The sequence below is a fragment of the Gordonia otitidis genome, from assembly GCF_020735545.1.
Taxonomy (GTDB): Bacteria; Actinomycetota; Actinomycetes; order Mycobacteriales; family Mycobacteriaceae; genus Gordonia; species Gordonia otitidis.
The window spans coordinates 4,264,356-4,277,746 of the sequence record NZ_CP085974.1; the positions used below are offsets into that span (position 1 = coordinate 4,264,356).

Genomic DNA, 13,391 nt, shown 5'->3' on the forward strand with positions numbered 1-13,391 from the left:
CACTGATGCTACGTGCGTCGGGTCGCCCGACGAGGGATTTCGGGAGGTGAGACCATGGACTGCGTGAGTACGCAACACCTCGGAGTCGACAATTCGCAGGCCACGTCGCAGGAGCAGGAGCTCTCCGCCGACGCGATCCAGGCGGCGGTCGAGCGGATTTCGCCCGCGGTGACACGCACCCCGCTGGAAGCGGTTCCGCGGATCTCCGCGGAGTACGGAAGCCGGGTCCACGTCAAGCGTGAAGACCTGCAGACGGTTCGGTCCTACAAGATCCGTGGTGCCTACAACACCATGTCGCTGCTCTCCGACGACGAGCTCGCGGCAGGCGTCGTCGCCGCGAGTGCCGGCAACCACGCCCAGGGCGTCGCGTATGCCTGCCGAACGATGGGGGTTCCGGGACGTATCTACGTCCCGACCACGACACCCAAGCAGAAACGTGACCGTATTCGTTGGCACGGCGGTGATTTCGTCGAGCTCCTCGCGGTCGGCGACACCTACGACGCCGCCGCGGCCGCTGCGCAGGACGATGTGATGCGCACCGGTGCCGCCTGGATTCACGCCTTCGACGATCCGCGTACCGCAGCGGGACAGGGCACCAGCGCTGTCGAGATCGTCGAGCAACTCGGCAGAGTGCCCGACGTCGTCGTCCTCCCGGTCGGCGGGGGCGGTTGTCTCGCGGGCATCGCGACCTATCTCCGGTCGAGATCCGACGACGTCGCCATCATCGGCGTCGAACCACACGGCGCGGCGTCGCTGTCGGCGGCACTGGTGGCGGGCGGACCGGTCACGCTCGAGCAGATCGATCCCTTCGTCGACGGTGCCGCGGTCAAGCGCATCGGCGCACTCGGCCACCGGGTGCTCGCGTCGATGGGGGCGACCGTTGCCGATCATCCCGAGGTGCGCCGGCAGGTCGCGAAGCAAGGTGGATCGTCGCACGCACCGGTGCTCTCCGTCGACGATCCGCTCGTCGTGACCCCGGGTACCACGCACATCACGCACGTCGACGAGGGCGCAATCTGTTCGACGATGCTCGATCTCTATCAGAACGAGGGGATCATCGCCGAGCCTGCGGGTGCGCTGGCGGTCACCGGCCTGTCGCGACTGGCGCTGCCCGCAGATGCCGACGTGGTCTGCCTGATCTCGGGCGGCAACAACGACGTGTCGCGGTACAACGAGATCATCGAGCGATCACTCGTCCACAAAGGACTCAAGCACTACTTCCTCGTCGACTTTCCGCAGGAGCCGGGCGCGCTGCGTCGTTTCCTCGACGAGGTCCTCGGCCCCGACGACGACATCACGCTGTTCGAATACGTCAAACGCAACAACCGCGAGACCGGTGCCGCCCTCGTCGGTATCGAGCTCGGCGCGCCGGAGGGGCTCGGTGAGCTCATGGAGCGGATGTCGCACACACGGCTCAACTGTGAACGGCTCGAGCCGGGGTCGTCGGCGTACAACTATCTGACCTGAGCCGGCGGGGCCCGTAGCGGTCGACCATCACTCGGGTCCCGGCAGTCGCCGCCCGATCACCACGTTGTGGCCCGGGCTGCGCACGCCCGACTCTGTTACTGCGACGTCGGTCCAGCTCAGCGCGGGATCGATCCGGATGGGCACGTCGACGGCGTCGGCTCCGATGATGACCAGCACGGTGTGGTCGCCGCGATGCATCGCAAACCACCCTGCCTCCTCGTCGTAGGTGACGTCGACTGAGTCGAACGACGGATCGGCGAAGTCGTCGACCGACTTCCGCAGTGCGACGAGAGCGCGGTAGAACTCGAGCACCCGTGCGTGCGTGCCGCTGGCGGGTTCGCTCCAATCGAGCTTCGAGTCGGCGAATGTCTGTGGCGACTGCGGATCGGGGATCTCCGCGCTGTCCCATCCGTGTTCGGCGAACTCCGCCTTGCGCCCTTCGGCGGTGGCGCGGCCGAGTTCGGGTTCGGGATGCGAGGTGAAGAACTGGAACGGGGTACTCGCCGCCCACTCCTCGCCCATGAACAGCATCGGCGTGAAGGGGGACAGCAACACCAGGGCCGCCTTGATGGCCAGTTGTCCCGGGTCGAGGTACGCCGACGGGCGGTCGCCGATGGCGCGGTTGCCGATCTGATCGTGGTTACAGGTGTAGGCGAGCAGGGCGGAGGCGGGGATCTCGTCGGTCGGTATCGGTCTACCGTGATGGCGGCGACGGAATGACGAATACGTGCCGTCGTGAAAGAAGCCACCGCGCAGCACCTTTGCCAGGGCGGCATAGCTGCCGAAGTCGGCGTAATAACCCTGACGTTCGCCGGACACGAGCGTGTGGATGGCGTGATGGATGTCGTCGTCCCACTGCGCGGTCAGTCCGTACCCGCCACGATCGCGCGAGGTGATCAGCCGCGGGTCGTTGAGGTCGCTCTCGGCGATAAGTGAGAGCGGTCTGCCGAGTTCGGCTGCGAGTGCGTCGGTTTCGGTCGCGAGCTCTTCGAGGATGTGTACCGCGCGGTGGTCGTTGAGGGCGTGAACCGCGTCGAGGCGTAGTGCGTCGACGTGGAAGTCACGAAACCAGCGCAGTGCGTTCTCGACGATGTAGTCGCGGACGGTGTCCGAATCGGGGCCCGCGAGATTGAGTCCCGCTCCCCACGATGTCGCGCCGTCGCTGAGATAGGGACCGAAATCTGGCAGGTAGTTTCCCGACGGCCCGAGATGGTTGTAGACGACGTCGAGAACGACACCGAGCCCGCGGGAGTGGCATGCGTCGACGAATCGGGCGAGCGCGTCGGGGCCGCCGTAGGACTCCTGGACCGCGTACCAGTCGACGCCGTCGTATCCCCAGCCGACGTCTCCGTTGAAGGCATTGACCGGCATCAGTTCGACGAAGTCGACTCCGAGTTCGACGAGGTGGTCGAGTCTGGTGATCGCGGTGTCGAGAGTGCCCTCGGGGGTGAACGTACCGATGTGCAGTTCGTAGATGACCGCGCCCGATACCGAACGGCCCTGCCACTCGTCGTCCGTCCAGACCGAGCCGTCCACGGTGTGGAGCGCCGACAGACCGTGCACCCCGTCGGGCTGGCGAACCGAACGCGGGTCCGGCCGCACCGGCGCGTCGGCGGTGTCCGACAACGCGCCGGACTGCGTCTGCGTACCGGCATCGTCTGCGAGGATCCGGAAACCGTATCGGCGCGTCGCCGCGGAGGCGCCGCCGAGCCCGGTGGTCTCCGGTGCTTCCTCGATCGTTGTGGCGTCGACCATCCACCACCCTGGCGCGTCGTTGACCCGGATCATCGGGATTCCGCCGGTGGTCTCAGTGGTGTCAGTGGTTTCCGTCTTCTCGGTGGCTTCCGAGTGTTCTGTGTCGGGGTCGTCTGGGGAGTCGGTCACGAGAATGACCGAGCGCGCAGTGGGAGCCCACACTCGGACGTCGGCCATGAGACGGGGCGGTTCGAAACGTCTCGATGGTGCACCGGTGTGAACGTTTTCCTCCGGCTCCCGCGCGCCTGTCGTTATGGTGTCTGCGTTGCACGGGCCGCGCGATCCGGGGCTGGTCTGCATGGCCCAACCGTAGAACGGGACACGATGTGGCGCCGACTCGCCACCATGTGACCCATCGCACACGAGATGCATGCGGCGATGTATATTACCGCGCAGTTAGATAAGTGGCTGGAGCGAGACGGAAGTGTGTTGGCGTTGTGCCGACGATGACGTGACCGTCGGCAGGTTGGCGCCTGGAAGGGCGCGTACGACACGGGCAGGGGTGGTTGTCATCGGGAGCCGGTCATGAGTGAGACCACGGCGCGGCCGAGTGAGACGCCAGAACAGAACGTGACGATCAGGTCCCGGCACAATGGGCTGGCCGTGTGGTTCCGCGAGCACGTGGTGGCGTCGTTCGACACGTTCGGCCGCCAACTCGGCCTGTTCGTCGAGGTATTCCGAACCCTGATCGTCGACATCGTCAAGCGACGGTTCCCGTTCGCCGAGTTCATTCGACAGTGCGCCTTCATGGCCAGCACGTCCGTGTTGCCCACGCTGCTCGTGGCCATCCCGATCGGCGTCATCGTCTCGATCCAGGTCAGTAACATCGCCGGTCAGATCGGCGCCACGTCGTTTTCCGGCGCGGCCACCGGCCTCGGCGTCATCCGGCAGGGCGCACCACTGGTGACCTCTCTGCTCCTCGCCGGTGCCGTCGGTTCGGCCATCGCCGCCGACCTGGGCTCGCGCACCATCCGCGACGAGATCGACGCCATGCGGGTGATGGGTGTCAATCCGATCGAACGACTGATCTCGCCCCGACTCCTCGCGACGATGGTCGTGAGTTTCCTGCTGTGCGGCTTCGTGTGCTTCGTCGGCTTCATCACCGGCTACGTGTTCAACGTGTACTTCCAGGGTGGGACCCCGGGCAGCTACACGGGAACGTTCGCTTCCTTCGCCTCTGTCTCCGACCTGTCGTTCGCTCTGATCAAATCGGTCATCTTCGGCGCCATCGTCGCCATCGTCGCCTGCGATCGAGGGCTGTCGACCAAAGGCGGTCCGGCGGGTGTGGCCAATTCGGTCAATGCGGCGGTGGTCAATTCGGTGCTTCTGTTGTTCACGGTGAACGTCATCCTCACGCAGATGTTCACTCTCCTCGTTCCGACGAAGGTGGTGTGAGGTGACCGCATCCCGGTATGTGCCGCCCGTCCTGCGTCCGCTGGGCGCGGGCAAGGTCATCGTCACCGCGCCACGTGATGCGTTGGCGCAGATGGGACATCTGGTCACCTTCCTGGTCAGATCGATCGGCGCAGTGCCGCTGACATTCGTCCACTACCGCAAGGAGGTGTGGCGCCTGCTCTCCGACGTCGCCTGGGGTAACGGTGCGATCGTCGTCGGCGGCGGGACGGTCGGGGTCATGCTGATCCTCGGCATCATGGGCGGGGCGACGGTGGGCATCGAGGGCTACACCGCGTTGAATCTGCTGGGTATGGCGCCTGTGACCGGCGGACTCTCCGCGTTCGCGACCACTCGCGAGATCGGCCCGCTGCTGGCAGCGACTGCCTTCACCGCGCAATCGGGTTGCCGGTTCACCGCACAGCTGGGATCGATGCGGATCAGCGAGGAGATCGACGCGCTCGAATCGATCGCTATCCGGCCAATGCCCTATCTGGTCACCACCCGCATGCTCGCCGCCGTGATCGCGATCGTTCCGCTCTACGCGGTATCGCTTGCCGCGAATTACATTGCCTGTCAGGTCATGTTCCAGCTTCAGAGCGGCAAGGGCGCAGGCGACTACCTCTCGTATTTCGACTCGTTCATCCGTTCGCAGGATGTGCTGTTCTCCTTCGTCAAGGTGATCGTGTTCGTGCTGCTGACCACGTTCATCCAGTGCTACTACGGCTACTTCGCCTCGGGTGGACCCGAGGGCGTCGGGGTCGCGGCAGGCCACGCGATCCGCCTCGCGATCATCGTCATCGTGTTCGCGAACCTGATCATGACGCTCGTCTTCTGGGGCATGTCGTCCGGCGTTCGGATATCCGGATGAGGGGGGACCGATGAACGTCGCCACCGATGGGCGCAATCCCTCACTGCGCCAGTACGTTCTGCGCGGCCTGATCTTCGTCGTCGTCCTCGCCATCATGTTCGTCGTGCTGTTCATGCGCTATCAGGGTGCGTTCGATTCCGTGGTGCCGGTGCGCGCGCAGATGGAGGACATCGGCGATGGTCTCGTCGACAGTGCCGACGTGCGCTACAACGGTCTGATCGTGGGTGAGGTCAAGGCCATGGCGTTGTCGACGGAGACCGGAGCCGGCGGCAAACAACTCAAGGTGGTCGACATCGACCTCGATCCCGGTCAGGCGGAGGGTATTCCGGCGAACGTGACCGCTCGGACCGTTCCGTCGAATCTGTTCGGCGTGAACTCGGTCGAACTCGTCGCTCCCGGTCAGCCCGTAGCCGAACACATCTCCGACGGAGCCACCATTCCCGCCGACAGATCCCTCGCCACGATCAAACTGCAGGACGCGCAGAACGATCTCAGGACACTGCTGACCGCTGTTCCTCCCGAGCAACTGGCGACGGTGCTCGGCACCATCGCGGATGCGCTCCGGGGCGGCGGTGCCGTCTTCGGGATGTTCTCCGGCGAACTCAAGACCTATTTCGAGAGCATCAACGCACAGTTCCCCGACGGTGCGCCTTCCGGGTTCGACAACTTCAACGATTCGGTGACCGGGCTGGCGCAATCGGCCCCGGAGCTGTTGAACACGTTGGGGCGCAGCGTGATCCCGGCGATGACCATCGCATCGCACCAACGCGACTTGACCGCCCTGCTGACCGCGGCGTCGAGCACGGTCGACCAGGCACAGGCGCTGTTCGCGCGTAACGGAGACGTGGCCAAGCGTCTGGTTCCCGACCTCGACACCACTATCGGCGCGGTAACCCTCGAACCCGAGGCACTGCCGCAGGCCCTGACCGCTCTGAATGAACTGGCCGCCAGAGCCGTGACGGTGTTCACCGGGCTCAACGGGCTTGTGCAGGTCAACATCGGACTCAGCTTCGGGGCGTTCAACCAGTACACGCGGGCCAACTGTCCGGTCTACAACGGCGGGCCGTACGGACAGGCGCGCGGACCGGGGTGTGTGGGTCCGGGAACCGGCACCGGCCCGACCAGTTCGGGTCCGTTGCTCGTCTCCCCGGCGTCGACTCATGTGAAGACTGATCCGACGCCGTCGGCCGCGGGGGCCGTGACCACCGATGCCGACAACGCGACACTGACAGCCGCGCTCGATCGTGCGCCCCGTGCCGCCGACACACTGATGCTCGGTCCGCTCGTGCAGTCGGTCTCGCTCGAACCCGCACAGGACAACCGCACGGGGGGAGGACGATGAGTGCTGTCGAGGGTTCGATCCGAAAGCCGTTGATAGGCTTCACCGTTTTCGCGGTCGTCGCGTTACTGCTGACCTACGTCATCTATTCGACGTTGGAACGCTCCGTGTCCGGTCCCACACGCGACTTCTCGGCGTATTTCAACGACGCGTCGGGGCTCCTGGCAGGTGACGACGTCCGCATGGCAGGAGTCCGCGTCGGGCGCGTGCAGTCCATCGACCTCGACCATGGCCGCGCGAAGGTGACGTTCGAGGTGCAACAGGATCAGCCGGTGTTCACCACGACGCAGGCGGCGATCAGGTATCAGAATCTGGTCGGGCAGCGGTATCTCGCCTTGTCGCGCAAGGACGATTCCAAGGAGTCGCCGCTGGCGCCGGGTTCGACCCTGCAACAGCCGTCCCAGGATTCGTTCGACGTGACCAAGTTGCTTGCCGGCTTCCAGCCGGTATTCGACACCCTGCAGCCCGAACAGGTCAACGCGCTGTCGAACGGGCTGGTCCAGGCGTTCCAGGGCGACACCGTGTCGCTGAACACGACGGTGGCCCAGATCGGCAAGCTCGCCTCGGACATGGCCAACCGCGACGTGGTGATCGGTGCCATCATCGACAACCTCAGCGGCGTCATGCGTGACCTGTCCGTGCAGAAGCGTCAGCTCAGCGGTGTGGTCACCAGCGTCGCGTCACTCATCGAGAAGCTCAACGCGAATTCGGCCGCCCTCGGCAGGTCCGTCGACAACGTCGGGCGTACCGCGGCGGGATTCGCCGATGTCCTCGGCCGGTCGCGCACCGACCTCGCGGCCGCCGCGAACAACACCAGATACGCGACGAACGGCTTGATCGCTGCGGGAGCATCGCTCGATCGGACAGTGGTCGATCTGCCGAAGTTCCTCGCATTACTACCCAAGGCGATGCAGGAGGGGGCGTACCTGAACGTGTACGCGTGTGATCTCGACATCTCGATCGGCAATGTGCTCCTACCGCCAGGGATTCTGAACAAGATCGGCGGCACCAAACACTCTCCGGTATGCCGATGAGCGGGCGCATGCGGCGAGGCTTCAACCGTCACCGACGCACGTGGTATGGCGTGATCGGTGCCGTGGTGATCGTCGGTCTCATTCTCGTGGTCACCGGGATCGGTCAGGCACACATCGGGAAGAAGTCCTACACAGCCGATTTCGCGCAGGCAGGTGGTATCCGGCCGGGCGACAAGGTCCGCGTCGCCGGCATCGATGTCGGTGAGGTGTCGGATACGTCGCTGCAGCGTGATCACGTCAAGGTCACCATGAAGGTCGACAACGACGTCGACGTCACGTCCAACGGAGCCGCCGAGATCAAGATGTCGACGTTACTCGGACAGCGCTACGTCGATGTGTCACTGGGTGATTCGTCGCAGCCCGCGCCCGACGGCCGGATTGCGAAGACGGCCGTGCCCTACGACCTGCAGAAGACTCTCGAAGTGGGGACGCCCGTGATCGCGGGCGTCGACGACACCGCGCTCGCGCAGAGCATCACCTCACTCAACGCGCAGCTGTCCGACGCACCGGCTCTTGCCCGTCCGACCATCGATTCGCTGGTCGAGATGTCGAAGATCGTCACCAACCGTAAGGACCAGATCACGCAGTTGCTCGCCGACACGAACACCGTGACATCGGTGGTCAACGACACGCAGACACAGTTGGCGATCATCGTCGGGCAGGGTGGTCAACTCGCACAGAAGATCGCCGCGCGTGAGGCGTTGGTGACCAAACTCCTCGACGGCGTGGCGGCACTGGTCGATCAGTCGCGAGCCGTCGCCGCGGAGAACCGGGACAGCTTCGCGCCGATCATGGCCAATCTCGACACGATCAGCCAGGGTTTGCAGAAGAACCAGGAGAACCTGCGCAAGCTCCTGCAGATCCTGCCGGTCACCTCGCGGATGTTGAACAACATCATGGCCGACGGTCCGCATTCGACGGGCTACCTGCCGTGGGGGCTGTTCCCCGACAACTGGTTGTGCACCGCCCGGGTGGTGGACGGATGCTGAGCGTGCGGACCAGGCGACACACGGTCACGGGCCCGCGGTGGCGTCGGCCGACCATCGTTCTCGCGCTGACCATCATGGTCGTCGCACTGCTCTCGGGATGCTCGCTCGTTCCCGCGAGTTGGAAGGTGGCTTTCGGCTCCCAGATCGAGGTGACAGCCTTCTTCCCGAACGTCGCCGGTCTGTACAAGGACAACGATGTCGCCGTCCTCGGAATGCCCGTCGGACAGGTGACCTCCGTGCAGCAGCAGGGCAGTCGCGTCAAGGTCACCTTCACGATCGACAAGAACGTCCCAGTTCCCGTCGATGCGACCCCTGCAATCGTGAACACCTCCATCGTCACCACCCGCCACATCGAACTCACGCCGGCGTATTCGGGTGGTCCGAAACTCACCGACGGCGCGATTATGAAGAACGAGGGCCGCAGTCCGGTGGCGGTGGGTGATCTCTTCGACGCCGTGGATCGACTCGTGACGTCGTTGAGTACCGACAAGGACGGGCAGGGCCCGATCGCCGACCTGGTGGACATCACCTCGGGCACGACGACGGGAAACGGGGAACGAATCCGAGAGGCCATCAACCAACTCGGTTCCGCGACCAACGTATTCGCGGGCAATGGCGATCAACTGACCCAGGTCATCAAGAACACACAGAAGATCACGGGTGCGCTGACCGCCAACTACCCGAAGATGACACAGTTCTCGTCATCGATCAGTCAGGTGGCGCAGATGCTGGGCCAGCAGGCCCCGGGCCTGACGGCCACACTCGACGATCTCAACCAGACGTTGCTCAACACCTCGGAGTTCCTGAAGAACAACTCGACGACCATCAGTGACTCGACCGGAAGGCTGAGCGCCCTGGTGAACAATCTGAACGACTATTCACGACAGGTGGTCGAGACGATCGACGTGGCACCGCTACTGTTCCAGAACCTCGCCAACACCGTGTCGCCCGAGCAACGCGCATGGCGGATCCAGGTGCTGCTCGACAAGTCGCTGCTCGACGGTGAGGCGCTGAATGCGTTCTGCCAGGCGATCAACCTGCAGAAGAACGGTTGTCGCACGGGACAACTCAAGGACTTCGGGCCGGATCTCGGTGTGTTCTCGAGTCTGCTGGAGATGAGCAAATGAGGCAGTTCACGATCACGTTGGGCCCTCCGCGACTGCCGACGCCGCGTCCGCGCGTCGCCCGGTACCCAGGGCCGATCCGCCGACCACGCGTTGCCGGCGGCAGCAGGCGTACCGTCCCCGCGCTCCTCGCTCTGCTGGTCGCGGCGACGGTCGGCCTCTGTGGTTGTGGCGCGATGCCCGGACTGACCGTGGAACAACTGCCGTTGCCCGCACCCGGGGGCGTGGGTGACGGCAAAACGCTGACCGCCCGTTTCGACAACGCACTGAATCTTCCGAGCAGGGCCAAGGTCAAACTGAACGGAACAGATGTCGGCGAGGTCAGCGACATCACCGTGCACGACTACACCGCCGTGGTGACGATGAAAGTCGCCCGCGACGCGCAGATCCCGGTGGGGACCGGAGCAGAACTGCGCCAGGCGACACCACTCGGCGACGTCTTCGTGGCACTCATGCCGCCCGCCAACATATCGGGCCCGTCGGTTGCCGACGGCGCGGTGTTGACGGGACCGACGTCGGCCGCGGCGACGGTCGAAGACATCCTCGTCTCCGCGGCGGCGGTGGTCGACGGCGGCTCGCTCGGTTCGTTGCAACAGATCGTCACCGAACTCAGCGCGGCCGTGGCAGGGGGCCCGAGTAGCCCGGGCAATCTCCAGGGCGCGATCAAAGAGTTCACCACGGCGATCACACGGCTGAACACCAATTCCGCCGAGGTCGACCGCTCACTGCGAAACACGTCCCGGTTGACCGCCGACCTGTCGGCGGGACGCCCCCAGATCATGGCGGCGATCAACAAGCTCGGGCCGGCCATCGACACGGTGGACGATCAGATGAGTCTGATCCTGTCGACCCTCGACAAGACCACCAAGGTCACCGATGCCACCAACGATTTCGTCCGGAACGATTCCGACGGCCTCGTGTCGCTGATCGGGCATCTGAGAACGCTCACCGCCGAACTACGTGACGTACCACCGATTCTCGGACCCGTCTCCGACAACCTGCACGAGCTGACACCGAAGTTCGCCAAGACCATCCAGGGCAACTCTGTTGCGAGTTCGGCCAAGTTGTACTGGCTCACAACGGGATTCGGATTCGACTCGGCGAGCCGTCTGCCGGAACTGCAAGATCTCGAGTCCGGTGGGCAATCGCTGCAGCAGACGCTCACACGAATACTCGCCCAACTGAGCGGTACGAAGGGATGCTGCGGATGATGGGCTGGCTGCGCAAACACGCGAGTACGTTCGGCAACATCGGGCTCGTGGTCGTGATGTTGCTGGGGTTGGCCTACATCGGTTTCGGGGCCCTCAGCTGGCGGCCGTGGCAGGGTACCTACCACCTGACCGTCAACTTCCCGATATCCGGTGGACTGCAGGACAGTTCGCGCGTGACCCTGCGAGGGGTGAAGATCGGCGAGGTCGATTCGCTACAGGTGCAACCGACGTCGGTGCAGGCGCACCTCTCGATCGACGACGACGTCAGGATCAACCGGAACGCACTGGTCTCGGCGCTCGGATTGTCGGCAGCTGGAGAACAATACGTCGATTTCACGCCGTCGACGAGCAGCGGGCCGTATTTCACCGACGGTGACACCATCGAGGTGAACCAGACCCACGTCACCGCTCCGTTCCCGGCGCTGCTCGAGTCCTCTCTGAACGTGATCAGCCAGATCGACCCGGTGAAGTTGCGTGCAACCGTGTCGAGTCTCGACGTCGCGCTCACCCCCGAGGCGGGTCAGGCCAATCAGCTCCGCACGTTCTTCGACGCCGCGGGCACGATCTTCGCGGACCTGCGTCGCGTCCTGCCCGAGACCACGAAACTCATCCAACAGACCGGGACGATTCTCGCCACCACAGCGAACATCCAACCCGATTTCGGGACCACGGTGTCGGGTGCGAGCGCGGTGATCAATTCCGCGGTCGCCGCGAACGCCGAGCTCAACACCCTGCTCGGCAAAGCGCCCGCACAGTTCACCAGCCTGAGCGGCTCGCTGAGCCAGATCCGGGATCCGCTGACCGGCGTGCTCCAACAGGTCGCAGACATCGCGCGCCAGGGTGCGCTGCGGGCACCGGCACTGGCGACATCGTTGCCGTCGATCCGCGACGCCTCCTACACCAGTAAGGACATGTTCCACGACGGCGCGTGGTGGGTGATGGCGGCCATCTTCCCGAGGCCTTACTGCAACTACGCGGTGACCCCGATCAGGCCGACGAAGGTACTCGAAACGGTGATTCCCACCAATCTGTACTGTGTCACCGAAGACAAGAACCAGCAGATCCGCGGCTCGGCCAACGCGCCCCGACCCCCCGGGGATGACACCGCGGGGCCCGCCCTCGGAGCAGACCCCAACGCGCGAACGGTACCGCTGGGTTAGGGCGATCCGCACCGGCCCGATCCTCTGTCGAGCCAGTGCGTGACGTCGCACATCGCGCCTGCCGCCGATGGCAGGTGAGCACAATGAACTGGGAACACATGACAGCCGACAACAACACCGAAGCGTCCGCCACCGCCGCTGACGGCAGCCCGACTCCAGAAGGGGTAACTGCAGACGGCTCGAGTCCGGGCAGCACCGAGACGGTGGCGTCGAGGGATGCCTCGACGCGCAAGCCCCGGACGAAGAGCGCTCGCGCGGCCGCACGTTCGACCGGGGATGTGGATCGGACCGGAAAATCCGAAGGCGTCGACGATGGGCGTGACGACTCCACCTCCGATGGGGCGTCGGCGGCACGGGAGGAGGCCGACCGCGCCCCTGCCGCGAAGGAGCGCAGAGCATCTCGTGAGGTGTCGTTCACGATCAGCACCGGCGGAGTCCTCAGGGTGCTCGCGGGCCTGGTGGTCGTGGCACTGATCGTCGCCGTGGGGTTGCTCGGGTGGGGCTATCACCGCGATCAGCAGCGGTTGGCGGCGTTCGACGACGCCAAGGCGGCGTCGTCGGTGTTCACCGTCAAGCTCGTCAGCACGATGAACTCGGACGCGGTCGGCGACATGAAGACCCTGCTTGGCCCGCTGAGCACCGGCGAATTCCGCACGAACCTCGAGCGCGAACAGACCGACGGCACCAAGGCGCTGCGTGACCTCAACGTCAAGGCCACCCCGACCGTGAAATCCGTGTCCGTCGAGTCCTTCGACACTGACCGCGCCTCGACGGCCGTTTTGGTCGAGGTGTCAGGCACGAGCACGATCGCACCGAGCGGCGGCAAGGAACTGATGCTCGTCTGGCTGGACCTGATGAAGGAAGACGGTTCCTGGAAAGTGTCCAAACTCAGTGGCGCACAAGCAGGACTGGGTCAGCAGCAGGGTACGAACGGGCCCGCCGCCGACACGCAGGGCGGGGCTGCGAACCCGGCTCCGGCCCCTACTCCCGCTGCCCCGACACCCGCTGCCCCGACCCCTGCGCCCGGCGGGTGAGCCGCGAGCAGCCGA

At 65.0% G+C, this 13,391-nt stretch carries 11 protein-coding genes; 10 read left to right on the forward strand and 1 reads right to left on the reverse strand.

Annotated elements, in window-relative coordinates; all coding sequences use genetic code 11:
• Positions 1 to 54 precede the first annotated feature (54 nt).
• Positions 55 to 1,467, forward strand: a complete 1,413-nt coding sequence (ilvA, locus tag LK459_RS19545) for a threonine ammonia-lyase IlvA (RefSeq protein ID WP_227920170.1) — start codon at positions 55 to 57, stop codon at positions 1,465 to 1,467.
• A 27-nt stretch (positions 1,468 to 1,494) separates the two neighbouring features.
• Here ilvA and treZ read toward each other — a convergent pair whose 3' ends face one another.
• The gene (gene treZ, locus LK459_RS19550; protein ID WP_322590795.1) at positions 1,495 to 3,399 is read right to left on the reverse strand and encodes a malto-oligosyltrehalose trehalohydrolase; all 1,905 of its coding nucleotides are present in this window, start codon (positions 3,397 to 3,399) and stop codon (positions 1,495 to 1,497) included.
• 348 nt (positions 3,400 to 3,747) lie between these two features.
• Here treZ and LK459_RS19555 point away from each other — a divergent pair, with 348 nt between their 5' ends.
• From LK459_RS19555 to LK459_RS19595, 9 genes are all read left to right on the forward strand, one after another.
• Positions 3,748 to 4,617, forward strand: a complete 870-nt coding sequence (locus tag LK459_RS19555) for an MlaE family ABC transporter permease (protein WP_227920172.1) — start codon at positions 3,748 to 3,750, stop codon at positions 4,615 to 4,617.
• Between the two features lies 1 nt (position 4,618).
• Positions 4,619 to 5,485 (forward strand): MlaE family ABC transporter permease, encoded by an 867-nt coding sequence (locus LK459_RS19560; RefSeq protein WP_007238502.1) that lies wholly within the window; start codon positions 4,619 to 4,621, stop codon positions 5,483 to 5,485.
• A 10-nt stretch (positions 5,486 to 5,495) separates the two neighbouring features.
• Positions 5,496 to 6,827 (forward strand): MlaD family protein, encoded by a 1,332-nt coding sequence (locus tag LK459_RS19565; RefSeq protein WP_227920174.1) that lies wholly within the window; start codon positions 5,496 to 5,498, stop codon positions 6,825 to 6,827.
• Complete coding sequence (locus LK459_RS19570) at positions 6,824 to 7,858, forward strand: MCE family protein (protein ID WP_227920175.1); 1,035 nt, start codon at positions 6,824 to 6,826, stop codon at positions 7,856 to 7,858. Before LK459_RS19565 ends, LK459_RS19570 begins: the two co-directional genes overlap by 4 nt.
• Before the next feature lie 8 nt (positions 7,859 to 7,866).
• On the forward strand, positions 7,867 to 8,847 hold the full coding sequence (locus LK459_RS19575; RefSeq protein WP_227923893.1) for an MCE family protein: 981 nt from the start codon (positions 7,867 to 7,869) through the stop codon (positions 8,845 to 8,847).
• Positions 8,841 to 9,974 (forward strand): MCE family protein, encoded by a 1,134-nt coding sequence (locus tag LK459_RS19580; RefSeq protein ID WP_227920177.1) that lies wholly within the window; start codon positions 8,841 to 8,843, stop codon positions 9,972 to 9,974. The genes LK459_RS19575 and LK459_RS19580 overlap by 7 nt, the downstream gene beginning before the upstream one ends.
• Complete coding sequence (locus LK459_RS19585; RefSeq protein WP_227920179.1) at positions 9,971 to 11,182, forward strand: MlaD family protein; 1,212 nt, start codon at positions 9,971 to 9,973, stop codon at positions 11,180 to 11,182. The genes LK459_RS19580 and LK459_RS19585 overlap by 4 nt, the downstream gene beginning before the upstream one ends.
• Positions 11,170 to 12,342, forward strand: coding sequence for an MCE family protein (locus LK459_RS19590; RefSeq protein ID WP_227920181.1), 1,173 nt, complete (start codon positions 11,170 to 11,172; stop codon positions 12,340 to 12,342). The genes LK459_RS19585 and LK459_RS19590 overlap by 13 nt, the downstream gene beginning before the upstream one ends.
• Before the next feature lie 83 nt (positions 12,343 to 12,425).
• Positions 12,426 to 13,376, forward strand: a complete 951-nt coding sequence (locus tag LK459_RS19595; protein ID WP_227920182.1) for a hypothetical protein — start codon at positions 12,426 to 12,428, stop codon at positions 13,374 to 13,376.
• The last annotated feature ends 15 nt before the right edge of the window (positions 13,377 to 13,391 follow it).